26 protein-coding genes are annotated in these 23,598 nt (G+C 52.9%); 17 read left to right on the top strand and 9 right to left on the bottom strand.

The genetic code is table 11. From position 1 onward, the window contains the following. The first annotated feature begins 43 nt into the window (after window positions 1–43). From LOS15_RS10320 to LOS15_RS10290, 7 genes are all read left to right on the top strand, one after another. Window positions 44–1,675 (top strand): acyl-CoA synthetase, encoded by a 1,632-nt coding sequence (locus LOS15_RS10320; RefSeq protein WP_263065741.1) that lies wholly within the window; start codon window positions 44–46, stop codon window positions 1,673–1,675. 16 nt (window positions 1,676–1,691) lie between these two features. Continuing rightward, the gene (locus LOS15_RS10315) at window positions 1,692–2,540 is read left to right on the top strand and encodes a 3-hydroxybutyryl-CoA dehydrogenase (RefSeq protein ID WP_263065739.1); all 849 of its coding nucleotides are present in this window, start codon (window positions 1,692–1,694) and stop codon (window positions 2,538–2,540) included. A 110-nt stretch (window positions 2,541–2,650) separates the two neighbouring features. After that, window positions 2,651–3,424: an enoyl-CoA hydratase/isomerase family protein gene (locus tag LOS15_RS10310; protein ID WP_263065738.1), complete on the top strand. Its 774-nt coding sequence runs from the start codon at window positions 2,651–2,653 to the stop codon at window positions 3,422–3,424. Between the two features lie 236 nt (window positions 3,425–3,660). Then, entirely contained in the window at window positions 3,661–4,200 is a 540-nt protein-coding gene (locus LOS15_RS10305) for a YaeQ family protein (protein WP_263065737.1), read from the top strand. Window positions 4,201–4,406: 206 nt separating this feature from the next. Continuing rightward, entirely contained in the window at window positions 4,407–5,396 is a 990-nt protein-coding gene (locus tag LOS15_RS10300) for a lipid A deacylase LpxR family protein (protein ID WP_263065735.1), read from the top strand. Between the two features lie 34 nt (window positions 5,397–5,430). Further along, entirely contained in the window at window positions 5,431–5,757 is a 327-nt protein-coding gene (locus LOS15_RS10295) for a hypothetical protein (RefSeq protein WP_263065734.1), read from the top strand. Between the two features lie 105 nt (window positions 5,758–5,862). After that, window positions 5,863–6,384, top strand: a complete 522-nt coding sequence (locus tag LOS15_RS10290) for a DUF421 domain-containing protein (RefSeq protein WP_263065733.1) — start codon at window positions 5,863–5,865, stop codon at window positions 6,382–6,384. Window positions 6,385–6,471: 87 nt separating this feature from the next. Here LOS15_RS10290 and yghU read toward each other — a convergent pair whose 3' ends face one another. The 3 genes from yghU to LOS15_RS10275 form a co-directional block, all read right to left on the bottom strand. Beyond that, a complete protein-coding gene (yghU, locus tag LOS15_RS10285; RefSeq protein WP_263065732.1) occupies window positions 6,472–7,329 on the bottom strand; it encodes a glutathione-dependent disulfide-bond oxidoreductase in 858 nt (285 codons plus the stop codon). A 207-nt stretch (window positions 7,330–7,536) separates the two neighbouring features. Further along, the gene (locus LOS15_RS10280) at window positions 7,537–7,962 is read right to left on the bottom strand and encodes an organic hydroperoxide resistance protein (protein WP_263065730.1); all 426 of its coding nucleotides are present in this window, start codon (window positions 7,960–7,962) and stop codon (window positions 7,537–7,539) included. 156 nt (window positions 7,963–8,118) lie between these two features. Continuing rightward, a complete protein-coding gene (locus tag LOS15_RS10275; RefSeq protein WP_263065728.1) occupies window positions 8,119–8,568 on the bottom strand; it encodes a MarR family winged helix-turn-helix transcriptional regulator in 450 nt (149 codons plus the stop codon). Window positions 8,569–8,817: 249 nt separating this feature from the next. Between LOS15_RS10275 and LOS15_RS10270 the strand changes: the two genes are divergently transcribed. From LOS15_RS10270 to LOS15_RS10245, 6 genes are all read left to right on the top strand, one after another. Continuing rightward, on the top strand, window positions 8,818–9,891 hold the full coding sequence (locus LOS15_RS10270) for a TRAP transporter substrate-binding protein (RefSeq protein ID WP_263065727.1): 1,074 nt from the start codon (window positions 8,818–8,820) through the stop codon (window positions 9,889–9,891). Window positions 9,892–9,963: 72 nt separating this feature from the next. Next, complete coding sequence (locus LOS15_RS10265; protein ID WP_263065725.1) at window positions 9,964–10,593, top strand: TRAP transporter small permease; 630 nt, start codon at window positions 9,964–9,966, stop codon at window positions 10,591–10,593. Between the two features lie 2 nt (window positions 10,594–10,595). After that, complete coding sequence (locus tag LOS15_RS10260; protein ID WP_263065723.1) at window positions 10,596–11,876, top strand: TRAP transporter large permease; 1,281 nt, start codon at window positions 10,596–10,598, stop codon at window positions 11,874–11,876. Between the two features lie 12 nt (window positions 11,877–11,888). Continuing rightward, window positions 11,889–12,413, top strand: coding sequence for a gluconokinase (locus LOS15_RS10255; RefSeq protein WP_263065722.1), 525 nt, complete (start codon window positions 11,889–11,891; stop codon window positions 12,411–12,413). Window positions 12,414–12,566: 153 nt separating this feature from the next. Further along, a complete protein-coding gene (gene gntR, locus LOS15_RS10250) occupies window positions 12,567–13,562 on the top strand; it encodes a gluconate operon transcriptional repressor GntR (RefSeq protein ID WP_263069687.1) in 996 nt (331 codons plus the stop codon). A gap of 105 nt (window positions 13,563–13,667) precedes the next feature. After that, entirely contained in the window at window positions 13,668–14,516 is an 849-nt protein-coding gene (locus LOS15_RS10245; protein ID WP_263065721.1) for an MOSC domain-containing protein, read from the top strand. On the opposite strand, the gene LOS15_RS10240 is transcribed toward LOS15_RS10245, so the two are convergent. Further along, complete coding sequence (locus LOS15_RS10240) at window positions 14,470–15,375, bottom strand: DMT family transporter (RefSeq protein WP_263065719.1); 906 nt, start codon at window positions 15,373–15,375, stop codon at window positions 14,470–14,472. The genes LOS15_RS10245 and LOS15_RS10240 overlap by 47 nt on opposite strands. A 245-nt stretch (window positions 15,376–15,620) precedes the next feature. Between LOS15_RS10240 and LOS15_RS10235 the strand changes: the two genes are divergently transcribed. The 3 genes from LOS15_RS10235 (at window position 15,621) to LOS15_RS10225 (ending at window position 17,792) form a co-directional block, all read left to right on the top strand. Next, complete coding sequence (locus tag LOS15_RS10235) at window positions 15,621–16,406, top strand: MotA/TolQ/ExbB proton channel family protein (RefSeq protein WP_263065718.1); 786 nt, start codon at window positions 15,621–15,623, stop codon at window positions 16,404–16,406. A 3-nt stretch (window positions 16,407–16,409) separates the two neighbouring features. Next, entirely contained in the window at window positions 16,410–17,258 is an 849-nt protein-coding gene (locus tag LOS15_RS10230; RefSeq protein ID WP_263065717.1) for a flagellar motor protein MotB, read from the top strand. Window positions 17,259–17,366: 108 nt separating this feature from the next. Continuing rightward, complete coding sequence (locus tag LOS15_RS10225; protein ID WP_263065716.1) at window positions 17,367–17,792, top strand: OsmC family protein; 426 nt, start codon at window positions 17,367–17,369, stop codon at window positions 17,790–17,792. Window positions 17,793–17,937: 145 nt separating this feature from the next. Here LOS15_RS10225 and LOS15_RS10220 read toward each other — a convergent pair whose 3' ends face one another. Next, on the bottom strand, window positions 17,938–18,378 hold the full coding sequence (locus tag LOS15_RS10220; protein ID WP_263065714.1) for a PRC-barrel domain-containing protein: 441 nt from the start codon (window positions 18,376–18,378) through the stop codon (window positions 17,938–17,940). A gap of 547 nt (window positions 18,379–18,925) precedes the next feature. Between LOS15_RS10220 and LOS15_RS10215 the strand changes: the two genes are divergently transcribed. After that, complete coding sequence (locus LOS15_RS10215; protein WP_263065712.1) at window positions 18,926–19,894, top strand: L,D-transpeptidase family protein; 969 nt, start codon at window positions 18,926–18,928, stop codon at window positions 19,892–19,894. A 1-nt stretch (window position 19,895) separates the two neighbouring features. Here LOS15_RS10215 and LOS15_RS10210 read toward each other — a convergent pair whose 3' ends face one another. Genes LOS15_RS10210 through LOS15_RS10195 form a run of 4 tightly spaced genes read right to left on the bottom strand, consistent with a single transcriptional unit; the run spans window position 19,896 to window position 23,508 of the window. After that, a complete protein-coding gene (locus LOS15_RS10210) occupies window positions 19,896–20,585 on the bottom strand; it encodes a response regulator transcription factor (RefSeq protein ID WP_263065710.1) in 690 nt (229 codons plus the stop codon). A gap of 44 nt (window positions 20,586–20,629) precedes the next feature. Then, on the bottom strand, window positions 20,630–22,180 hold the full coding sequence (locus tag LOS15_RS10205; protein WP_263065709.1) for an ATP-binding protein: 1,551 nt from the start codon (window positions 22,178–22,180) through the stop codon (window positions 20,630–20,632). Between the two features lie 3 nt (window positions 22,181–22,183). Next, complete coding sequence (locus LOS15_RS10200; protein WP_263065708.1) at window positions 22,184–22,852, bottom strand: 2OG-Fe(II) oxygenase; 669 nt, start codon at window positions 22,850–22,852, stop codon at window positions 22,184–22,186. Next, window positions 22,849–23,508, bottom strand: a complete 660-nt coding sequence (locus LOS15_RS10195; RefSeq protein WP_263065706.1) for a CoA pyrophosphatase — start codon at window positions 23,506–23,508, stop codon at window positions 22,849–22,851. Before LOS15_RS10195 ends, LOS15_RS10200 begins: the two co-directional genes overlap by 4 nt. Window positions 23,509–23,598: the final 90 nt, after the last annotated feature.

Genomic DNA, 23,598 nt, shown 5'->3' with positions numbered 1-23,598 from the left:
AAAACGCATTATATCGTTAACTATTTATACACTAAGGTGATTTATGAACGCTTCCATTTTCGATCAAGGCTTATCACCCACGGCCGCCAACCATGTCGCGCTTTCCCCGCTGACGTTTATTGAACGTTCAGCCTCTGTTTATCCCGATTTTCCGGCAGTGGTTCACGGTAGCACCCGACGTACTTGGTCAGAAACCTGGACCCGCTGCCGCCAGCTTGCCTCCGCCCTTGAAAAGCGTGGCATTCAGCCCGGCCAAACGGTTGCGGCCATGCTGCCTAATATTCCCGCGATGTTTGAAGCACACTTTGGGGTTCCGCTTGCGGGCTGCGTGCTGAATACCCTTAACATTCGTCTCGATGCTGAAGCCATCAGCTATATGCTGAGCCACGGCGAAGCAAAAGCCATTCTGGTAGACCCTGAATTTGCGGGGGTGATTAAAGATGCCGTCGCCCTGCTAGATGAAAAACCGCTAATTATCGATGTCGCTGATGTGGAGTTTCTCGGCGAAACCCAAGGTATCGGTGAAATAGAGTATGAATCGCTACTCGCCGAAGGCGATCCTGAGTATGCCTACCAGCTGCCAAGCGATGAGTGGCAGGCGATTTCGCTTAACTACACCTCTGGCACCACCGGAAAGCCGAAAGGGGTGGTCTATCACCACCGTGGCGCCTACTTAAACGCCGTTAGCAATATTTTAGAGTGGGCTATGCCCCACCACCCGGTTTACCTCTGGACGCTGCCAATGTTCCACTGCAACGGCTGGTGTTTCCCCTGGACGATTGCGGCCAACGCTGGGGTTAGCGTGTGTTTGCGCAAAGTAGACCCGAAGCGAATCAACGATCTGATTGTGGATGAAAAGGTCACTCACTTTAGCGGCGCCCCCATTATCCTCAATGGCTTAGTGAACCTCGCCGCTGACCAGAAGCGCGAATTTGATCATCCCGTGAAGGTCACCACGGCAGGCGCTGCGCCCCCTGCTTCGGTGATTGCTGGGGTTGAGAAGCTCGGCATTGAAGTAACTCACGTTTATGGCCTGACCGAAGTTTACGGTCCTGTGACGGTATGTGCCTGGCGTGAGGAGTGGAATGAACTCCCGTTAGAGGAGCGCGCTAAAATTAAGGCCCGCCAAGGCGTGCGTTACCACATGCTGGAAGCACTCTGCGTTGCTGACCCTGTGACCCTAGAGCCGGTCGCCAAAGATGGGCAGACCATCGGCGAAATTTTAATGCGCGGCAATAACGTGATGAAGGGCTATCTGAAAAATCCGGATGCGACCGCTAACGCATTGGAAGGTGGCTGGTACCACACGGGGGATTTAGCAGTTTGGCACGCCGATGGTTACATCGAGATCAAAGACCGTTCTAAAGATATTATTATCTCTGGGGGCGAAAACATCTCTACCATCGAAGTGGAAGATGCCATCTACAGCCACCCCGCCGTAGAAGAAGCCGCTGTGGTCGCCAAGCCCGACGAAAAATGGGGCGAGACACCCTGCGCGTTCGTGAAGCTGAAAATTGGCTATGGAGAAGTGACCGAGGCCGATATTATCGCCCACTGTCGCGAGCACTTGGCGGGCTACAAAGTGCCGAAGACGATCATCTTTAGCGAGTTACCCAAGACCTCTACCGGCAAGATTCAGAAATTTGTTCTGCGTGAAGAAGCCAAACAGCATTAATCAAAGGAACAGAGCCATGAATGACCAACACATTGGCGTGGTAGGCGCCGGTACTATGGGGCAGGGGATTGCTCAGGTAGTGGTTGCCAGTGGATTTACGGTGCGTCTTTATGATGTGGCCGACGAGCAGCTAACCCGTGCCCAAGCCGCTATCGATAAAGGGCTTGGCAAGCTGGTCGCAAAAGAAAAAATCAGCGAAGCCGACAAGGGTGATGCGCTTGCACGGCTCTCCACCACCACGGCGCTTGAAGCCCTTAGTGACTGCAGCATTATTATTGAAGCTGCACCCGAGCAGCCTGCGCTCAAGGAAAAGCTGTTTCGTGATCTTAGCCACTTAAGCCACGATGCCATCTTAGCCTCTAATACGTCGTCGCTTTCGCTGACGCGTCTGGCCGCCGTTTGTGAGCGCCCGGAGCGGGTGGTGGGCATGCACTTTTTTAACCCGGTGCCGGTGCTCAAACTGGTAGAGGTGATTCGTGCCGAGCAGACCTCTGATGCCACCGTGGCACGCATCGAGGCGCTTACCAAAGCGTTGGGTAAAACCGCCGTGCCGATTGGCGACGCGCCGGGGTTTGCGGTTAACCGCTTGCTGGTGCCGATGATCAACGAAGCGGCATTTATCGTTCAAGAAGGAACCGCCACTCCTGAAGCGATTGATGAAGCGATGAAGCTAGGCGCCGCCCACCCCATGGGGCCGCTGGCGCTGGCGGATCTTATTGGATTAGATGTCTGCCTAGCGATTATGGACGTGCTTCAAGAAGGCTTTGGCGACCCTAAATATCGTCCATGCCCGTTGTTAAAGCGCATGGTTGATGCCGGTTACTTGGGTCGTAAAAGTGGTCGAGGCTTCCATATATACGAATAAAATCGTCAACGCCGCTAGGCTCGACAAAAGAAGTGATTGCCTACCAACCAAGCGTTCGCTAGGGTTGTTGGGTATTCACTGTCATGCGTAATAACAATTAAGGAGCCAGTATGAGCGACGCAGTCATTGAGAAAATTGATAATGAGGGTGTGGTGCGTCTGACGATTAACCGTCCTAAGGCACTCAACGCGCTGAATAGCGAGGTGCTAAGCGCGTTGGAGTCACACCTTGTCGAGCTAGAGGCGCATCCCCATTTGCGCGCGGTGCTGATTACCGGCGCTGGTGAAAAGTCGTTTGTTGCCGGGGCGGATATCACCGAAATGCGCGATAAAACGCCTGAAGAAGCCCGTGCTTTCGCAAGCCAGGCGCTGCGCACCATTAAACGCCTAGAAACGTTACCCGTGCCGGTGGTCGCGCTCGTTAATGGGTTTTGCCTTGGCGGCGGCTGCGAACTGGCACTGGCCTGCGACTGGGCGGTAGCAAGCGATAATGCTGTTTTCGGGCAGCCTGAAGTATTGCTTGGTGTGATTCCCGGCTTTGGCGGTACCCAGCGTTTGCCACGTCGTGTTGGCCCCGCTATGGCCATTGATCTGGTCACTACGGGCCGCAAAATCGATGCTCAGGAAGCGCTGCGCATTGGGTTAGTTAACCGCGTGATGCCCCAAGCAGAGCTTGAAAGCTATGTGGAAGAGCTCACCAAGCAGCTGAAAGGCAACGGTCCGCACTCGGTGCGCGGTGCCAAGCAAGCCGTACATGATGGGTTGGATCAAGACCTCGGTAGCGCCTTGGCGCTGGAAACCAGCCTGTTCGCGCTCTGTTTTGCAGGCGAGGAGCAAAAAGAGGGCATGAGCGCCTTTGTTGAGAAGCGTAAAGCCAATTTCTAATCTTTAGTCTGCAAGATTTTTGGTTAACGAGGGGTGGCGGCGACGTCACCCCTCTTTTATGTAACCCGAAAATGGCTGTAATCCTCCTTAGCGATGCTTGAATGGCACCGCAGTGCCACTAAGCGCTTCCTTTATTAACGGATTACCGGGCGGTTTAGCGCACGGCCACCTTGTGTTTTGATAAATCGTTTCTCTAAATCCGCTACACTGACGCAAATTTTAGATGGATATTCCCTATGGCGTTAAGTGCTACCCCTTATAAAGTTGATATCAACCTTACCGACCTTGACCGCAATGTTTATGAAACGCTGCGGTTTACCGTGGCCCGCCACCCGTCTGAAACCGAAGACCGAATGTGTGCGCGTCTGATTGCTTACATACTCTGGTACAGCGAGGCACTGGCCTTCGGGCGTGGGCTTTCCGATGTGGACGAACCTGCTTTGTGGGAAAAAAGCTTAGATGGCCGAGTGCTGCACTGGGTAGAGGTAGGGCTGCCGGATGCGGAGCGTCTTACCTGGTGTTCGCGCCGCGCTGAGCGGGTCTCGCTATTGGCATATGGGCGGGTCGATATTTGGGAAAGCAAGGTATTGCCGTCCGTTTCGGCACTGAAAAATGTTCATGTGGCCGGGCTGCCCCAAGAAGCCTTATCCACCGTTGCGGCAGATCTCCCTCGCGCTATTAACTGGGCTGTCATGATTAGCGATGGCTCACTGTTTATTACTGATGAGAATGGCCAGCATGAGATTACGCCCCAATGGTTACTACGCGATCGCTAAAGGTTTCGTAAGGAAGAGGTGGGCATCGAGAGGCACATCATAGGCGAGTCATTGAGAGGGCTAGGGCGTAGTCATAAGCGTCAGCGGAATTGAACGTCGACGGTCAATGACTAAGAGGTACGCTTGCTATCTATTTGTACAATTACATACAATCACACCTGTTTGTTAGCAAGCGACCCTTATCCAACGTACTCAAGGAACGAGCGATGAAAAAATCCTCTGCGTTATGCAGAACGGTGCTGACAGCTGCTTTGCCGCTAAGCCTGCTGTCCGGTGTGGTGCTGGCGAATGACAGTTCACTCTCATTAACGTTTGAAAACGATGGCTTGGCCAGTAGCGACGACGGGCACTATACCAGCGGCTTTGAGCTAAACTGGACATTTACACCTGAACCCCAAAGCTGGACGCAACGCGTCGCTGCCATAATACCGAATGCACTTATCAGCCAAGCGGAACGGGCCTCATATCGTCTTGTTCATCAAATTTATACGCCCAATGAGATTGAACAGCGGCGCTTAATCGAAGATGACCGCCCCTATGCAGGGCTCGTTTACGCAGGTTTGTCGCTTTATGAAGACGTGCCTGCTGGCCGTTGGACTCAGGCAACCGACTTACATATTGATATCGGCCTGGTGGGGCCATCTTCTCTCGCAGACAGTATCCAGCGAGAAGTCCATCGCGTTACCGATAGCGACCGCCCCCGTGGTTGGTCAAACCAACTGGGCGATGAGCCGTTGGTCAACCTCACGCTGCGCCGCCAGTGGTGGCACGATATCTCGTTAGCGGGAAAGCAGTTTGCCCACGGGCCAAGCGTTGGTGCTGCACTGGGTAACTTATATACCTACGCAAGTGCAGGTTACAGTGTTCGCTGGGGAGACGATGCCCAGGGCATACCCACACTGACGCCTAATCCTGGCAGCCGCCATCTCATGCGAAGTAGCACCGGCTGGCAGTGGTACCTGTTTGCTAATATTGAGGGCTACTACATGGCCCAAAACCTTACGTTGGACGGCAATACATTCTCTAATAGCCACACGGTTGATCGCAAAGAGTGGGTTGCCGATGCCTCGGCTGGGCTTGCGCTAGCGTGGGAAGATTGGCAGGTCACCTATGCAGCGGTTCAACGAACCCGTGAGTTTGACGGGCAAGATGAGCAGGATAAATTTGGTGAAGTCACGCTGACTAAACGTTTCTGAATTAATCAGCATGCTTAAGCAAGGAGAGGGCGGTATGGCCAATAAATATCCACATACGCCTGATGGCCGCTACTTTGTCGCTAAAAATCGGCTATGGCGCTGTACCGACCCTCACCTTAGCGAAGATGAAAAGCGCACCCACATTAAAGCGTTAATGAAAGCTCGGCGAGCGGTGCGTAGCGCTCAACAGCAAAACGACGAAACTGCACTGCGCCAAGCGCGCGAGGGCGTGCAAGCGGCCAAAGAGGCACTTGGCGAACGCGGCCCTGTCTGGTGGCAAGATGGGGCGCCCGATCAAGGTGGTTTTGCCCCTCATAACAGCTCCTATGCCGACTGGTGGAAAGAGCACGCCAGCGATTGAATCGCCACCCATAATCGCAACCCCTATGACCTGCGCTCCATCCTCACTACACTCAGTGGGTAAGGTTCATTCACCGAGTAGTAACGAACGGGGAGCCAGGCTCATATGGATATGGTTTTTTTTAGCAGTTGGGAAAGTTTTCTGCGGACGTTAATAGTGGGGGTGCTTGCTTACGGCGTGCTCGTGGCCTTTTTGCGTATTTCGGGAAACCGAACGCTGTCTAAAATGAATGCTTTCGACCTGATTGTGACCGTGGCGCTGGGTTCCACGTTGGCGACCGTACTGTTGTCAAAAGACATTGCCTTGGCGGAAGGCGCGCTAGCCCTTGCGCTGCTTATTTCTCTTCAGTTTGTGATTACCTGGTTAAGCGTACGCGTCAGCTGGGTGAAGCGGTTGATAACGGGAGAGCCGTTAATGCTGCTATACCGTGGAGAATACTTAACGGCGGCTTTGCGCCAAGCTCGGGTTACCAAAGAAGAAGTGCGCTCAGCGGTGCGCAGCAGTGGCATTGGGCAACTTAGCGCGGTGGAAGCCGTAGTGCTAGAAACCGACGGCTCGTTGAGCGTAGTGAGGCGTGATGAAGAGGGTGACGGCTCAAGCTTGTCGGGCGTTCGCGGGCCTCATTAGCCCTGCGGGGCGTGCCTATATCCCCCTGCTTAGAGGTGATTCCACGGTGTCACGCATTGCCCTCCTTGGCAATGCTCACTCTTACCGTTAATTATTGATCTGCAGTTGATCGAAGTCACTGGCATCGTGACGCTCAGGGAGCTGCTCGCTTGGCTCGCCCCAGGTACGGTTGACCATGCGGCCTCGTTGAACGGCAGGGCGCGCGTCAATTTCTTCAGTCCAGCGTATAACATGCTGGTAGGTATGTGCCTCAAGAAATTCAGCGGCTTCGTAAACGCGGTTTTTCACCAGCGCCCCGTACCATGGGTAGATCGCCATGTCGGCAATCGTATACTCATCACCTGCCATAAAGCGGTTATCCGCTAAATGCCGATCCAGTACGTCCAGCTGACGCTTCACTTCCATGGTGTAGCGGTCAATGGGGTACTGGTATTTTTCCGGCGCGTAGGCATAAAAATGTCCAAAACCGCCGCCCAGCATCGGTGCGCTGCCCATTTGCCAAAATAGCCACGAGAGGCATTCGGTGCGCTTGGCTGGATCTGCGGGTAAGAAGGCATTAAATTTTTCTGCCAAGTACAGCAAAATAGCGCCTGACTCAAATACCCGCTGGGGCGGATTAACACTGTGATCCATCAACGCCGGAATTTTGGAGTTGGGGTTCACCTCCACAAAACCGCTGCCAAACTGGTCGCCTTCACCAATCTGTATCAGGTACGCGTCGTACTCTGCCGCTGTAATGCCTTTTTCGAGCAGCTCTTCAAGCATCACGGTGACTTTCACGCCGTTGGGGGTTGCCAGCGAGTATAGCTGCAGCGGGTGCTTGCCGACGGGTAACGGCTTCTCGTGAGTGGCGCCCGCCACAGGACGATTGATGTTGGCAAACTGACCACCGTTCCCAGGTTCCCACTTCCATACGCGTGGTGGCGTGTAGGTCGTATCGCTCATAGTCGCCTCGCTGTTAAACAGATGAAAAAAAGCTGTGCAGACTCTTAGACTAGCTGATTGGGCTATCGATATGTGGGGACGTACAAGAAGAGTCACACGGTGATTTCGTTAGCCTATTAATAAAATAGACAGATGGGCAATGATTAAAAAGGGCTGTGGCAGTACCGCCTTGCACGCAGGCAAGACGGTGGACGGAGCGCTGGGTGATTAAACCAGGGTCAGTGTGACATCAATATTGCCGCGGGTAGCATTAGAGTAGGGGCAAACGATGTGAGCTTTATCGACCAATGTTTGCGCTACATCTTTTTCTAAGCCAGGCAGGCTAATTTTAAGCTCCACTTCGATACCGAAACCGGTAGGAATAGCGCCAATACCCACACTGCCGTCGATTTGAGTATCTTCGGGTAGCGTCACTTTTTCCTGGCTTGCCACGTGCTTAAGAGCGCCTAAAAAGCAAGCCGAGTAGCCTGCTGCAAACAGTTGCTCAGGGTTGGTGCCTTCACCGCCTGCGCCACCTAACTCTTTAGGTGTGCTGAGCTGAACGTTCAGCGCGCCATCAGAAGATTTAGCATGGCCTTCGCGGCCGCCATTAGCTGTAGCGTGAGCGCGGTAAGCAATTGTTTCGATAGACATACGTTATTTCCTATAGGTGGTTGTTGTAAGTGAATGACATGTGTAGCGACTTTAATTTAGTGCAGCTTTATTTTGCGCGCAAGTAAATTGATGGAAAAAGTAGGCACCTCAAGGGGGTGCCTGCGGGGTTATTGGAACTTTGTTATTGAAACTCAGTTACTGAAGCTTCTGTAGGCTTTCGCGCAATTGGGCTAAATCCTCTTTAAGCTGAGTCAGGGTTTCCACGGATTTTTCACTGGCGTTGACGATACAGCTGGGAATATGGCGGGCCTGCGCTCTCAGTGAACGGCCTTTGTGCGTTAAGAATAATTCGACGACTCGCTCGTCTTGGTGGCTACGCTGACGGACGAGGAGTTGCTCATTTTCAAGCCGCTTTAACAGCGGAGTTAAGGAGCCTGGATCAGTGAGTAAGCGCTTACTTAATGTGCCAACGGTAATGCCATCTTCTTGCCACAGAACTAGCATGGCAAGGTATTGAGGGTAAGTAAGCCCTAACTCTTTAAGTAGCGGTTTATAAACTTTGGTCATCATCAGTGACGTTGAATAGAGCGCAAAGCAGAGCTGGTGGTCTAGCTCAAGCTCGGTACAAGGGTCTGGCGCTGGCATGTCGACTCCGGGACAGAATGCATAGCACGTAATGTAGCCTGCAAGACAGAGAGTAGCTATCCCTAGACGTTGGTCGCAAGTTTGACGTTTTGTTTTGACACAGCGAGACGCGATAGCTAGCCTTCATCTATCGAATGTTACCGGTAACAATTTATTTAAACATACGTCGTTAATCTGATGGCCGATACGATTCGATAGGCTTTTGATAAATAGCACACCAACAACAACGACTATTCTGGAGATAACGTCATGACAACGATTTGGCGCAGCACGCTTACTCTGGTCGGTGCGACCACTCTAACTTTTGGCATGGCACATGCTCAAAGTCCGGAACTTTCTGATCCACCCGCTATTGAAGGCGAGGTAGTAGCTGACCATGGAAGCCATACCTTACGTATGGGCATTGGCCTGTCTGAAACATCGCCGCAGTTTCTTTCTAGCCAGTACTTCGGCGAAATTCTTGAGCAGCGTACGGATGGTCGTATTACGGTCAATGTTTTCCCAAACAGCCAGTTGGGCGATGACGTCCAAATGATGGAAATGCTGCAAACTGGCACGTTGGACATGACCTACCCCTCCAGCTCGGCGACCACCGGCTATGTGCAAGCGCTTTCTGTGTTTGACCTTCCGTTTCTGCTGCCGAGCCGCGAAGCCGCGGTTGCTGTTATGCAGAGTGACGTTGCCCAGGAAATGCTCGATGCGTTTGAGGGCACAGGTCTAAAAGCGCTGGCCTTCTCTGAAAACGGCTACCGCCAGCTCTCTAACAGCGCGCGTCCGGTTGAGTCGCCTGAGGATGTTGCAGGCTTGGACGTGCGCGGCCTGAGCGTACGTACCATGCAGAATCCGGTGCATCTGGCGATTTGGGAATCGCTCGGCGCCAACCCAACGCCAATGGCCTTCGGTGAGCTATTTTCAGCACTTGAGCAAGGCGTTGTGGACGGTCAGGAGAATCCCTGGAGCACCATTCTGACCTCTAACTTCAACGAAGTGCAGGACTACGGCACCGAAACTCGCCACGTCTACACGCCATTTATCATGATGCTTTCAGAGCGCACTTGGAACCGCATGGCACCTGAGTACCAAGCGCTGGTTCAGGAAGCTGCACTTCAATCAGCGGAGTACGAAATCCAGCTCTCTGCTGAGTATGACGACTGGTCGCGTGAACAGTTGGAAGCACGCGGTATGCAAATCACTCGCTTGAGCGATGAGCAGTTAGCCGCTTTCCAAGACGCCGTGCAGCCAGTTTATGAAGAGTGGGCGCCGCGTATCGGTGAAGATCTGATCGCTGAAATCCAGCAGATTGTCGAAGAAAGCAGCAACTAACAAGCACTATTTAGCACGTTCTCGGGCAGGCCATTGTGCCTGCCCGACGTGTCAGTGCCCCTTGGAGTTCTTATGACACCCTCCTCAACACCTCCTAACGCTGAATCCTCTTCGGCTGCGACCACGTTGGAAGATCCGTCGGTTTATTTAGATGATCCCAATCGTAAGCTGCTGGAAATCGACATCGAAACGCGCCGGGGTCCTGCGCTGTTCCGCTGGTTAACGCTCGCTATGGAGTATTTGATTGGCGCTATTTTGGCAGCGCTAATTGTCGCGGTTTCCAGTAATGTCGTTGGCCGCTCTGTGTTCAATCACTCACTGCCTTGGGTCGATGAGTTGGCGCGCATGCTGTTTATCTGGTTGGTGTTTATCGGCGCAGCAGCGGCGTTTGCACGCTACGAGCACATCGCGGTTGATGCGCTGGTAAGGCGTTTGCCGTTGCGTGTTGCGCACCTGCTCTATTTCTTACAACACCTGATTATTAGCGGTTTGATGCTGGTAATGATTTGGGGTGGCTATCAAGTGCTCACGCGCTCAAGCGGGCGCTCCGCCATCATGGGCGTGCCGCTAAGCTTGGTCAGCCTTTCGTTAGTGCTGTGCGTCATTTTTATCGCGGCGGTATCGCTTTGGCGGATGTGGGTCAGCGTGGGAGTTATCCGTCAACCGCATCGCCAATCGGCGGACTTCCCAGGGGAGCGTTAATCATGCTGTGGATTTTTCTAGCCATATTATTGGCGTCTATTGTGATTGGTTTGCCGATTGCGTTTGGCCTAGGGGTAGCAGCCTTAGTCATGGCGGTGCTGTCTGATATCCCGCTATCGATTATGATTGAGCAGTCAATTCGTGGCGTGAATAGCTTCCCGCTACTGGCGATTCCCTTCTTTATTCTCGTCGGCGAAGTGATGAGTAATGGTGGCATTGCACGACGCTTGATGGAGCTTGCTGGCGCGTTAGTTGGCTTTATGCGCGGCGGGCTTGGCCAGGTAGCCATTACCGGTTCGATGTTTTTTGGCGGGATCAGCGGTTCGGCGGTTGCGGATACCGCAGCGACCGGCGCGATGATGATCCCCTCAATGAAACAGCAAGGTTACACCGCCGCAAATGCCACGGCGATTAACACCGTATCGTCGGTGATCGGCATTATTATTCCACCGTCTATACCGCTTATTTTATATGGCATTGTTACCGAGACGTCGATCAGTCGTCTGTTTATCGCGGGGATTGTGCCTGGCCTGTTAATTGGCGCGGCGCTAATGGTGACCACCTTTATTCTAGCGAGCAAGCAGGGTGGCGGCGTTCGCCAATTCCGCTGGGATCGCTTGTGGAAAGCGTTTAAGGATGCCTGGCTAGCCCTGGTACTTCCTGTGATCGTTATTGGCGGCATTATTGGCGGCGTGTTTACCGCCACAGAAGCCGCCGTTGCTGCGCTGCTCTATTCGTTGGCGATTTCCCTGCTGGTATACCGTGAATTTAAGCTCAGCGAGTTGGGCGGTATGTTAATTCGCACCGCAAGGCTTACTGGCATGGTGATGATGTTGTTGGCTTTTGCCACCGTTATTGCCTGGTTTTTAACCATTAACATGGTTCCACAAACCTTAGTGCGCCAAGTACAGGCGATTACCCAGGAGCCGTTTTTGCTGCTGCTGATTGTGGCGGGGCTACTGCTGTTGGTGGGGTTTGTAATGGATCTAACGCCAGCCATGGTGATTATGGCGCCAATGCTTGCACCGATCGTGACATCGGTGGGTGTTGATGCCGCTTACTTTGGCGTTCTAATGGCCTTTATTTTAGGGATTGGGCTGTTAACCCCACCGGTTGGCACTTGCCTATACGTGGGGTGTGGCGTCGGCAAGGTCTCAATGGAATTCCTGGTAAAAGCCATGCTGCCTTACTACGCCGCCTTAATCGTTGTTCTGGTGGTGCTGATAGCATTTCCTGGCATCGTAACCTGGCTGCCTGATCTCACCGCCGTGCGCGGCAATTGATAGGAGTATCGAGTGAATAAGCCATCACATCGTATTCTTGTCATGGGCGTTTCGGGATCAGGAAAGTCTCATGTTGGCAAGCTGTTAGCGGCAGCGCTGGGAGCCACGTTTATTGACGGTGACGATCATCATTCGCCGGCGAATGTGGCGAAAATGGCCAGCGGTACGCCGCTCAATGACGATGATCGTCGTGACTGGTTGGCAACGCTTGCTGACTTGTTCGCGGCCCATAAGGCGCGTAATGCATCTGTGGTCATCGCCTGTTCCGGTCTTAAAAAACGCTATCGTGAACGCCTACGTAAAGGTGACCCCACGCTACGTGTTTTATATCTAGAAGGGAGTCATGCGCTGCTGCGTGAGCGGTTAGAAACCAGGGCAGGGCACTTTTTTAAAGGCGACAGCATGCTGGCAAGTCAGCTTGCCGACTTAGAGCCGCCAAGCAGTGATGAAGCGCAGACCATATCCATTGCGCTCTCGCCCGATGAGATTGTGAAGCGCTTCACGTCAACGCTAGCGTCTGCGCGTGGTGTTCATTAGCCTAAAGGATGGGATAGGCGAGGGGCCTTACTATTCGCTATGGTATGCCCCCTGCGTGTTCAACAGGCCTATGGATTGAGCAACCTTTTCCATGTTTCACAGGCTTACGTACTTAACAGGCTTACGCACTTAACCGAATAACCAGTGACGCCATTGAAGAAAAAACGCCCGACATTACAAGATATTGCTGACCGTGTTGATGCAACCAAAATGACCGTCAGTCGCTGCTTGCGGGACCCGGATACGGTATCGGAAGGGCTTCGTGAACGCATTTTTAGCGTTGCCGAACAGCTTGGCTACATTCCCAATCGGGCGCCAGACCTGCTTTCGCGTGCCACCAGCCACTCTATCGGCGTGCTGGTACCCTCGTTGACCAACCAAGTATTTGCGGATGTGATCGTAGGCATTGAAGCCTACACCGAGCCAGCAGGCTATCACTTGATGCTTTCCCACTATGGTTACAGCCCTGAGCTAGAAGAGCGCAGCTTGGCATCGTTGCTCTCTTATAATGTAGACGGCGTTATCTTGTCTGACCGCGATCACACGCCACGTAGCCTGCGGATGCTGGAGACAGCCGGTATTCCCATTGTGGAAATTATGGATACCCGTTCCCCGCCGCTGCAGCAGGCGGTGGGTTACGATAACGTCCAGGCCGCTTACGACATGGTGAGGGAGATGATTCGCCGTGGCAGGCGAAAGGTGATTTATTTGGCTGTGCGCCTGGATGAGCGGACACGCCAGCGCGAGCAAGGCTATCGCCAAGCCATGGAAGAGCAGGGCTTAGCGCCGATAACGCTTCAGAGCAGTCAGCGCTCTTCCTATAGTGTCGGGGCGGCACTCATGCAAGAAATTCAGCGTGACTACCCTGATGCCGACGGTGTTTTCTGTACCAACGACGACGTGGCGGTGGGGGCTTACTTTGAGTGTTTGCGCCATGGTGTCGATGTCCCTGGGAAGATGGCGATTGCTGGGTTTCATGGTCACGATGTCGGCCAAGCGATGACGCCGCGCCTGGCCAGCGTCATTACGCCTCGGCAAGCCATCGGTGAAGCCGCCGCGAAAACGCTGTTGTCGCGCATTCGCGGTGAGTTACTTGAGCACCAAGTGATGGATTTGGGGTATCGAGTTGAAACGGGTAACACGCTTTAGCAGCGGGGCTGCTAGCGGCGCGTTGGTAAACTCGATAGGCTGCTAATTAATGATTTACCATAAAAAAGCTATTAAACAATTTGCCATGTTGAGCGTGAGATTGTCATGATCATTACCCAACTCACCGTCTATCCGGTTAAATCGCTGAAGGGGATCGACGTTACCCAAAGTGAGATTTATGCCCATGGCTTGGCCTGGGACCGCCGTTGGATGCTGGTGGACGCTCAGCAGCGGTTTGTCACCCAACGCCAGCTGCCTGCGCTAGCCACTATTTCGGTTGCGCTCACGTCTGACGCGCTGGTGCTCTCGCATCCCAGTGTTGATCCAATCGCTATTTCCCTAGAAGAGCCCAAGGGCAATCTTCGTATCGTCAAGGTGTGGGACGACCACTGTAAAGCGCTACCTGAGCGTGAAGAGGTGTCCCGCTGGCTTGAGTCAGTCCTGGGCGAGCAGGCACGCGGAATCAGTATGGTGCGATTTGCAGCCGAGTTTACGCGTGCGGTTGAGGCGGATTTTTTAGCCGGCGGAGAAGCCCATACCTACTTTGCCGATGGTTACCCCTTTCTGATTACCACTACTGCGTCTTTAGACGCGTTAAATCAAGCGCTCATTGCCGAGGGGCAGGCCCCCATACCCATGAACCGCTTTCGCCCTAATATCGTTATAGAGTGTGCTGACGCGTGGGCGGAAGACCGCTGGGCAACGCTAGCCTCAGAGCAGGGCGATTATGTCCTCACCTTACGCAAGCCCTGCCAACGCTGCAAAATCACCACCGTCGATCAGCAAACGGCGGCGATTCCTGCCCCGGGCGAACCATTAAGAACATTGCTGGCGCTAAACACGCAGCCTTACCTTAAAGGTGCGTATTTTGGCCAGAATGCGACGTTGACCGCTGGGCACGGTAACGTTATTCGTGTGGGGGATGAGATGGTGACAACGCAGCGCGAGGCTTAAAGCGTAATAATCGGGTAGCTATGGCTGTGCCCAGCAGGGTAATGACCATGCCTGCTACTATCTGAAGGCTTAACGTTTCGTCCAATAGCAAGTAGCCCCAAATTAGTGCGCTTACCGGTACTAAAAAAGTAACGGTAGATGTGACCGTCGCGCCTGCACTGGCGAGTAAACCGAAATACAGTAGGAACGCTAGCGTGGTGCTGAGCGCTGCTAACGCGAGTGCATTGCCCCAAGCCAGAGGGCTCACTGGCTCGCTTGGCCATAGCAGCAGGCCGGGTATTAGCAGAACTAAGGCAGACATCGCGCTGCTGCCCGCTGCGAGTACGCGACTGGGCAGATGCCCCAGGCGGGTCTTTGAATAGTTACTGGCAATGCCGTAACAAAACGTTGCCCCTAACACGGCAACAATAAACCAGCCGTCGCCGCCCAGCGCAAAGTCTAGCCGGTTAGCGGAAAGTATATACACCCCCAGCAGCGCCAGGGCTAACCCAGCGTACTGCTGGCGCTGCACGGGGGTTGCGAAAAAAGCGGCGCCTAGTAGCGCGGTAAAAATCGGCGTTGTGGCATTTAGTAGTGAGGTGAAGCCTGCTTCTAGGCGTGTAGTCGCCAGGGCTAGCAGTGAGAAAGGCAGTACATGGTTGATAATGCCAAGCAGCAGGAGTGACCCTTTATACTGCCAAATAAGCCGCAAGTAGTGCAGGCTCAGCAGCAGCGGTACCAGTAGCAGTGCTCCTACTCCCATGCGCACTAAAATCAGCGGTACAGGCCCAAATTCTGGCACCGCAACGCGCATAAAAATAAAGGAAAGCCCCCAGAGAGAAGAGAGCAGCAACAGGCGCAGCGTATCCGCCGGTGACATGGCATGTCCTTATGTCGATGACATTAATTATAGTGATTGTTATGGTACTCAAACGTGTAGAGACAATGTATCTGACAGCTAACAGTTCGTGCGGTGTTATCGATTAACAGTTTTCTTAGGTTGGCACCATGCGATAATGTCAATCTGTGTATCGTGACGTAGTTAGCGTTGACGGTAATGTAGCCAGTCTTTACTGTCTCGGTAAACGGTGCGTAAGCACTTTTTTACAATTTTGAGGAAAGGCCGTGGATCTCGCAACGCTGATTGGTTTGGTAGGGGCTGCTGTTCTGGTGGGTGCCGCTGTGATACTGGGCACATCACCGGAAGTGTTTATGAACCCGACTGGTCTGCTGCTAGTTGTTGGGGGGAGTTTATTTGTCGTACTGGCAAAGTTCAGTATTACGCAATTCAAATTTGCCTTTAAAGCAGCGGCGAGAGCTTTTAAATTTCAGCTGCCTAACGTTCAGGAGAGCATTGAAGAGTTAGTAGAGTTGTCGAAAGTGGCTCGCCGAGAAGGCATGATTGCCTTAGAAAACAAAGAAGTAAATTCACCCTTTCTTGCGAAGGGTCTGCAAATGCTTGCGGATGGTTATAGCGCTGAGCTGATTAAAGAGATGATGGAAAAAGAGCGTCTGCTGACCCTGGAACGTAACGAGGCAGGCGGCCGCGTTTTTTCTGCACTTGGTGAGGTGTCGCCTGCTATGGGGATGATCGGTACGCTGGTAGGCCTGGTTCAGATGCTTGCAAACATGAACGATCCTGCGTTGATTGGTCCTGCAATGGCGGTTGCCCTATTAACCACGCTCTATGGGGCGATGATTGGCACCATGATCGCCAATCCTATTGCGGATAAGCTGTGGGTGAGAATGCAGCAAGAAGCTAAAATGCAGCAGCTGTGGATTGATGCGCTGCTGGCAATCAAAGGTGACAAAAATCCGCGTGTATTGGAGCAAATGCTAACGATTTACGTGCCCCCTGAGCGGCGTGGTGCATCAAACGCCGATGATAAAAGTCCTGTAGGTCAAAAGTAATCTATGGCTAAGAAAACCAACATACCTGCATGGATGGTCACTTACGCCGACCTAATGACACTACTGTTGTGTTTTTTCGTACTGCTACTCTCATTCGCAGAGATGGATGCTCAAAAATTTCGCCGAGTGGCAGATGAGTTATCAAAAGCCTTTGGTGTTCAGCGCGACATAGAGGCTATGCAAATACCCATGGGAACCAGTGCGGTACTACAAAATTTTTCCCCCGCTACGCCGGACCGCACCTTTGTTGATGAGGTTCGTCAACGCACGACCCCTCAACAGCCACAGCTTGAGACGATGCGCAGCATGATTGATGCTCAACGACAGCAGAGGGCGCTTCAAGTGGCCAGCAGTCTAGAAGAGCTATTAAGGTCATCGTCGTTAAATGGGGTCGCTGAGATAGAAGTTGATCAATTTCGCGTGGTGATCAGGATTGCTGAGAAGGGCACCTTTGGCTCGGGCAATGCTGATGTAACGCCTGCGTTTGCTGATTTGCTCAACGACTTGGCAACCTTGCTGGCATCGGTTGATGGCACCGTTTCTATTCACGGCCATACCGATAACGTGCCTATCAACACTGCTCGTTTCCGCAGTAATTGGGATCTATCGGCTATGCGAGCAGCATCGGTGACGAACATACTGGTTGCCACACAAGCGCTGTCGCCGGAGCGGCTGTTGATTCAAGGCTTTGCTGATACTAAACCGTTAGCGCCTAACTTAACCCCTGAAGGGCGAGAAAAAAATCGCCGTGTAGAGATAGTGGTAGATCTCAGCGACCCTTTTGAAGAGCGGGGAGAGCGTTCTATACAGTCGTTGCAACGCAGTGCCGAGCAGGGCGCAGCCGGCATGTAGCCGCCACATTCGGCATAGTCAGTGGAATCGACTACGCTGAAGGAGCAAGTGGACGCAGTGTGTGTCTACTAATGCAATTAGCGAAACACCACAGGAAAGGAGAACAGGATGGATCGTAAAGCTAGTGCGCATTGGGAAGGTGGCTTGAAGGATGGTCAGGGCACCGTATCCACAGAAAGTGGCGTTTTAAAAGCTACTCACTACTCCTTTAAAAAGCGCTTTGAAGACGAGCCAGGTACGAACCCTGAAGAGCTAATTGGCGCTGCCCATGCCAGCTGCTTTTCCATGGCGCTTTCCATGATTTTGGGCGAGAAAGGCTATACTGCTGAATCCATTGATACCAATGCGCAGGTTACGCTTTCGCAAAGCGCAGATGGTTTTGATATCTCTAAAATCCATTTGGAGGTTGAAGCATCTATCAGTGGTGCTGATGAAGCGGTATTTAAGGAGGCCGCTGAAATGGCTAAAGATAACTGCCCAGTTTCTAAAGTATTGAATGCAGAGATTACCATGCAAGCGAAGCTTAAAAGCTAAGCATTTTTTTGACATTTTATAACATGCGTTATGGCGCCGCGTTATTTACGCGGCGCTTTTCTATTTATTAAATAAAAATTAGTGATAAAAGAAATGCATAAAAAAGCCCTGGAATTTTCCAGGGCTTTTAGAGGCGAATCAATGATTAGTTATTATCATTGTCGCGCTCGTACTCTTCTGCGTTTTCAAGTGCATCTTCTGAAGCACTAACACGAATAACGTAGTCATCACCGTCTTCGTCTTTAGTTAATTCAAGCGAATCCCACTCAATAGCGACATCTTTTTCGCCCATGCCGAGGAAGCCGCCAACGCCAACCACGACTGCTCTGATTTGGCCATCTTCATCGATAATTAGGTCAGAGATGGTGCCAATATCTTCATCATCTTCTACGGAGCTTTTGACCTGATTGCCGGTCAATGAGTCAGCGTGGAAGGTGCCTTCAGGCTGGCTGGTGAGGTACGTGGCTTCCATTGAGGTGGTGATTTCAGACGTCTCTGTATGTTCATTGGCATTGACAGCTGTCGCTGCAAACATAAATGCCGGTACCATCAGAGTGCCTAGAAAAACAGGTTTAATCATTTTCATTGCTTTTGCTCCATGCAATAGGACATAACGAAAAGACGTCAATGTCTAAAAATTAATAACGATGCGCGTCACCGGGTACTTTTAATCTTGCTTTAATACCTGTTACGTAGTTTCTGCTTACGCACGCTAGATCGTTATTGCTCCTGATAGCCGCTGGGGCTAATTCGTTAAATCGTTGGGTGTAACTACGGGAGATAGTAAACCCTGCTTAACGCTTCACTGCGCTAAGACACTTAAAATGTAGATGCTGTACTCGTTTTTGCAACGATAAAAGCAGCTTTTTTATGACTGTTACTGTTTGCCTCTGATTCATAGGCTTTTTTATTTTCCAAGTATTGGCATGACGTTCAACAAACATCGGCAAACAGTTTCAAAAAAATGCTAGGTGTCAGGGGCACTGACCATAACGGTATGGCAGATAAGGGTAAGGCTGAGATGCGAAACTGCTGCGACAGTCTGCCGAATTGACCTAGCTCAAGGCAATGGGCATATTCATAGCTAAATGGCCGCGCGGGCAATGCCCGGGGCCGTATAAAAAGGAGAACCCATGACGACAATGGCGCGCTACCAACCCTTACAGTGCATCAAGCAGCTAGGTGTTACTAGTCTCGCACTGGGGGCTTGGCTGCTAGCAAGTATTGCTAGCGCGAGTGAGGAGGATTCACCTAAGGGACATTTTGCTTTGCCAGAAGAGGGCAATATGGTCGGTGAGGTATATACGGTCACGGCGAGTAGCGAGGATACTCTGCTGGATATTGCCCGGCTGCATAATGTGGGTTACGAAGAAATTCGTATGGCCAATCCGGAGGTAAGTATCTGGGTGCCTGGTGAAGGTACTGAGGTGACGATTCCTAACCAGTTCATTCTGCCGGATGAGCCGCGAACCGGTATCGTCATTAATGTGGCCGAGCTGCGGCTCTATTACTACCCTGACGTGGGTGATGACGAAACGCCACGGGTAGAGACGTATCCTATCGGTATTGGCCGCGATGCCTACAATACGCCTCTGGGAATTACCAAAACCACCATGCGCCTTGAAAACCCAGCCTGGTATCCGCCTGAATCTATTCGGCGTGAGGCCGCCGAGCGAGGCGATCCGCCACCAGCGGTTGTGCCGCCGGGGCCAGATAATCCACTTGGCCAATACGCCATTTTGCTGGATATACCGGGTTACCTTATCCATGGCACAAACCAGCCAGATGGCATTGGCATGCGTGCCAGCCGAGGCTGCATTCGTATGCACCCAGAAGACATTGAATCGGTATTTTGGCGCGTGCCCGTAGGCACTAAGGTTAATATTATTGATGCCCCGATTAAGGTTGGCTGGGGAGCGGGAGGAGAGGCCTATGTGCAGGCATTTACCGCCACTGATGAGCAGGCATTTGGCATGGAAACCCTACTAGACGTTGTCAGCATTATTGAAGCGCATAAAGACGAGGATGGGCACGTCATCGATTATGAGCAGGTGCGCAACGTGTTAGAAAATGCTAATGGTCAGATCGTCCCGCTAAGCTAAGTTATTCGTCAGGGGAGGGCGTTGGCGTAAGGGTAGGAACGAGTTCCAACGCTACCGCCTGGCGCACGAGTTCTGCCAAGTTAGCAGCACCCATGGCTTTCATGGCGCGAAGCCGATAGACCTCAACGGTTTTGCCGCTAATCTGCATGTGTTCAGCAATTTCCTTGCTGGTCATCCCTTCTGCTACGTGAGCGACAATGTTTTGCTCTTTGGGTCGTAATGACTGGTAGCGCGCTTTCAGTCGCCGGTGCTGCTGCACAGCACGACGCTGTTCATAAGCGTTGCCCAATGCTTGCTGAACGACATCAATGAGCTGCTGATGGTTAAAGGGCTTTTCGATAAAGTCGAACGCCCCATTTTTGAGTGCCGCAACCGCCATGGGAACATCGCCATGTCCTGTCATCATGATGACAGGCAGTGCGGCGCGATGCTCAACCAGCTGTTGTTGAACCTGAAGGCCGCTCATGCCTGGCATTCGCACATCCAGCAGCAGTGCTCCGTAGTCGCCGTGTTCAGCGGCTAGAAACGCCTCGCCATCGGCAAACGCATGCGTCGTTAACCCAACGGACTCTAATAGCCATACCAGGGAATCGCGCAACGCTTGGTCGTCATCCACCACGGCAATAATTGAAGTGATAGAGCTCAGCGGCGGGGTCGCAGATGTGGGCTGTTTTGCGTCGTTGCGGGGCATAAGTCTTCTTCCTTAAGCTGGCGCAATTGTCAGTAAGCGAATGTTTAGCGTTCATTATGAGCGGGGGATTCGGCGCGTAAGGTAACATCAAAACAAGTGGCGCCCGGTTCCGCCGAGCGTAGGGCGAGCGCGCCCCCCATGCTCTCCATTAACGAGCGACTAATGGCTAGCCCCATTCCTAACCCTTCATCGCGGGTAGTAAAAAACGCATCAAAGATCGCGTGACGGTGTTCGGGCTCGATGCCTGGCCCTTGGTCTTCTACGCTGAGCGTCACTTGGCGACTATCGCTCATGTAGGCTCGCACCACCACCTGCTCAGCGTTATGCTGTTCGCGGCTGGCAGCCAGCGCATTGAGCAGTAGATTAACGATGACCTGCTCCAGGGCAATAGGGTCTGCATAAATACGCGGTAACCCCGGAGTAAGACAAGGAGTAAGCCTTAATGTGGCCTGCTGATATTGCCAGTCACACAATTGGCAGGCGGCCTTCACCACCTCTTCGAGAACAATCGGGCGAACGCGATGGCTGCGCTTACGCACAAAACTGCGCATATGACGAAGCCGCTGAGCCAAGCGCTGCACCTGCTCATCAATACGCGACAACGGGAGCTGGAGTTCCTTAGCGGGCATTTCGGGCGTTTGCTGGCACTTAAAAAGCGCTCCGCTGGTGTAATTAGCAATGGCGCCAAGGGGCTGGTTGATTTCGTGGGCAATGTTGGAGGCCAGCTCCCCAGCCGCTGCTAAACGGTTAGCGTGAGCAATTTGCTCCTGATGTCGCCGTGCCTGGGCTTCGGCGGCTTTGCGAACGCTGATATCGCGGTTGATCAGTGCAAAATGGCCGGGCTCCGCTCCCCGGCTTCGGTGAGCAAGTACCACGCTTAAAACGGGAACTGGCCCGCTTGCGCCGCGCATTTCCAGTTCGCCGCTCCAGGAGCCGTAACGTTCCACAGCAGGAAAAACAACTTCTTTGAGTAAGCTAAGAGAGTCCGACTGATAGAGCTGATTAAGTGCGACCTGCATAGCATCTTTAGGTAACACAAAGCAGCGCCGAGCAGCTTCATTGGCACCAAAGATTTGTTGATTGGGGCCTAAAAAAAGCACGTAGTCGGTAGTGGATTCTACCACTTGGGCTAAGCGCTCTCGGGTGGCCTCAGCATGAATTCGCCGCCCAACATCCCGCGACACGCATAAAATATCGATCAATTCACCTGTCGTGCCATCACGCCGGGTGCGGCTGGTGGTTTCAAACCAGACGTAGTGGCCCGCTTTGGCACGAAACCGGTAGGTCTGTTGGTAAAAACCATCATGGTAGTAAACCTGGGGAGATTTACTGAGCAGGTCGTCTAGATCGGCAGGGTGGAAAAGTTGGTACGCGGAAACGCCGATCAGCTCGTCGGGTTCATAACCTAATAAATCCCGCGCCGCTTGAGAGGCGTATAGAAACGTACCATCACGGGCGTGGCGGGAAATGAGGTCGGTGGTGCTCTCTGCTAGCCACTGGTAGTGGCGCTTCTCCTCTTCCAGCGCCGCATTGCGCGCTTCTAGTGCGGCTACTTTACGGTATAGCGCGGCGTTTTTTTCATGAGGCTGTGGCATGGTTTAGCGCGCCGGGTCCAGCACACCCCCCAGCGAGGCGTTACGCCTAAACCATCCCGCAATGCTGGCACGGGGGTGCTGAGTGGGTAGCACTTCATGGGGAATAGAGTCGGATAAAAAACAGGCGAAGGTCCCTGCTTCGGGTATCACACGCGCTACCTCATGCGTTGGGTCATCAGGGTGATAAATGACCATTTCACCGCCGCCATCGCTGGGCCAGTGTGGGTTTAAGTAGCCGACGGTGGAAATGACACGGTTAGCGCGGCCGCGAAAACTATCCAAATGGCGCTGGTAAAAGGCACCAGGCGGGTAGTGGGCAAAGTGTGCCTCGTATTCAAACAGGCCGAGAAACAGTGCTTGGTTAAGCGACTGCTGTAGCTCTCCCATGGCATTGAGATAGAGGCGCTGAGCTTCACTTTCACGATCCAGCCAGTGGATCGCATCGCCGCGGATATCCTTACGAAGGTGGTGCTGCTGCCCGCGACCAATGCCTGCTTCATTAAGCGCGTCGTGCTCGGCCATGTACAGCAGTTCGCGGTGCAGGGCTTGGCAAAGCGCTGGATCAATCACTTGGGTACCGACGTACCAGCCCTGTTCAACCAGTGCTTCCACGAGCGCTTTATGTGCCGCAGGTTCAAAAACGGTCGGGGAAGAAATGTCAGCTGCGATCATTTGGGGGTTCTCGTACCAGAGGTGTGAGCTGCCTTGAGGGGTCGGCTGCTTCTCTCAGGATAGTGACGCAATGCGCCAACCGGGCGCTGATGGAGGTTAATCGGCATACCAAACCCCTCGGCCAATAGCTCTACTAGCATCATCGCTGACAATCCCCAGATGACATGGCCATCCACATGGTAGCTAGGTACATAGTGGGTAACGCCGTCGACGGTAATGACGTCGGTATGGGTGCGTTTGTCGTCTAAAAAGTGGCTTAACGGCACTTCGAAAATCACATCTAGCTCGGAGGGGTCTGCTACCAACGGTAAATCAGGAGGAATGATACCCACCCAGGGCGTCACGCGAATACCGTGAAGAGAAATCACATCCGACAGCCGTCCCAGGGGTTGCACTAGCCCTGGCGCTAACGCAATCTCTTCCATTGCTTCCCGTAGGGCGGTGGCGTAGAGGTCGGTATCGCCCGCTTCGCGCTTACCGCCAGGAAACGCGACCTGGCCGCTGTGGGTGCTTAGGTGGCTTGCCCTGCGGGTAAAAAGTAGCGTTGGGGCGGGACGTTCAACAATCGGCAGTAAGACAGCCGCTTCAGGAAGCGAAACGTGGTCTAAGCGTTGAGGCGTGTGCTGTTGCAGCTGTTTACGTAGAGTCTCTAACATAGGGGTTCCATTTGCTTTGTTCCCTTTTACCCAGCCGCAGTGATCAACGTCAAGCTTGTTGAAGCCAATTCCCTCAGCCTAGAGAAAACG

Origin of the sequence: Halomonas sp. 7T (assembly GCF_025643255.1) — a bacterium.
Classification (GTDB): Bacteria; Pseudomonadota; Gammaproteobacteria; order Pseudomonadales; family Halomonadaceae; genus Vreelandella.
Note: the sequence above shows the minus strand (reverse complement) of the source record. Positions and strands in the feature narration are given on the sequence as shown.

Excerpts from the sequence above, each read along its gene's own strand:
- LOS15_RS10320 (WP_263065741.1), top strand. The coding sequence starts at position 44 with ATGAACGCTTCCATTTTCGATCAAGGCTTATCACCCACGGCCGCCAAC.
- LOS15_RS10315 (WP_263065739.1), top strand. The coding sequence starts at position 1,692 with ATGAATGACCAACACATTGGCGTGGTAGGCGCCGGTACTATGGGGCAG.
- LOS15_RS10310 (WP_263065738.1), top strand. The coding sequence starts at position 2,651 with ATGAGCGACGCAGTCATTGAGAAAATTGATAATGAGGGTGTGGTGCGT.
- LOS15_RS10305 (WP_263065737.1), top strand. The coding sequence starts at position 3,661 with ATGGCGTTAAGTGCTACCCCTTATAAAGTTGATATCAACCTTACCGAC.
- LOS15_RS10300 (WP_263065735.1), top strand. The coding sequence starts at position 4,407 with ATGAAAAAATCCTCTGCGTTATGCAGAACGGTGCTGACAGCTGCTTTG.
- LOS15_RS10295 (WP_263065734.1), top strand. The coding sequence starts at position 5,431 with ATGGCCAATAAATATCCACATACGCCTGATGGCCGCTACTTTGTCGCT.
- LOS15_RS10290 (WP_263065733.1), top strand. The coding sequence starts at position 5,863 with ATGGATATGGTTTTTTTTAGCAGTTGGGAAAGTTTTCTGCGGACGTTA.
- yghU (WP_263065732.1), bottom strand. The coding sequence starts at position 7,329 with ATGAGCGATACGACCTACACGCCACCACGCGTATGGAAGTGGGAACCT.
- LOS15_RS10280 (WP_263065730.1), bottom strand. The coding sequence starts at position 7,962 with ATGTCTATCGAAACAATTGCTTACCGCGCTCACGCTACAGCTAATGGC.
- LOS15_RS10275 (WP_263065728.1), bottom strand. The coding sequence starts at position 8,568 with ATGCCAGCGCCAGACCCTTGTACCGAGCTTGAGCTAGACCACCAGCTC.
- LOS15_RS10270 (WP_263065727.1), top strand. The coding sequence starts at position 8,818 with ATGACAACGATTTGGCGCAGCACGCTTACTCTGGTCGGTGCGACCACT.
- LOS15_RS10265 (WP_263065725.1), top strand. The coding sequence starts at position 9,964 with ATGACACCCTCCTCAACACCTCCTAACGCTGAATCCTCTTCGGCTGCG.
- LOS15_RS10260 (WP_263065723.1), top strand. The coding sequence starts at position 10,596 with ATGCTGTGGATTTTTCTAGCCATATTATTGGCGTCTATTGTGATTGGT.
- LOS15_RS10245 (WP_263065721.1), top strand. The coding sequence starts at position 13,668 with ATGATCATTACCCAACTCACCGTCTATCCGGTTAAATCGCTGAAGGGG.
- LOS15_RS10240 (WP_263065719.1), bottom strand. The coding sequence starts at position 15,375 with ATGTCACCGGCGGATACGCTGCGCCTGTTGCTGCTCTCTTCTCTCTGG.
- LOS15_RS10230 (WP_263065717.1), top strand. The coding sequence starts at position 16,410 with ATGGCTAAGAAAACCAACATACCTGCATGGATGGTCACTTACGCCGAC.
- LOS15_RS10225 (WP_263065716.1), top strand. The coding sequence starts at position 17,367 with ATGGATCGTAAAGCTAGTGCGCATTGGGAAGGTGGCTTGAAGGATGGT.
- LOS15_RS10220 (WP_263065714.1), bottom strand. The coding sequence starts at position 18,378 with ATGAAAATGATTAAACCTGTTTTTCTAGGCACTCTGATGGTACCGGCA.
- LOS15_RS10215 (WP_263065712.1), top strand. The coding sequence starts at position 18,926 with ATGACGACAATGGCGCGCTACCAACCCTTACAGTGCATCAAGCAGCTA.
- LOS15_RS10210 (WP_263065710.1), bottom strand. The coding sequence starts at position 20,585 with ATGCCCCGCAACGACGCAAAACAGCCCACATCTGCGACCCCGCCGCTG.
- LOS15_RS10205 (WP_263065709.1), bottom strand. The coding sequence starts at position 22,180 with ATGCCACAGCCTCATGAAAAAAACGCCGCGCTATACCGTAAAGTAGCC.
- LOS15_RS10200 (WP_263065708.1), bottom strand. The coding sequence starts at position 22,852 with ATGATCGCAGCTGACATTTCTTCCCCGACCGTTTTTGAACCTGCGGCA.
- LOS15_RS10195 (WP_263065706.1), bottom strand. The coding sequence starts at position 23,508 with ATGTTAGAGACTCTACGTAAACAGCTGCAACAGCACACGCCTCAACGC.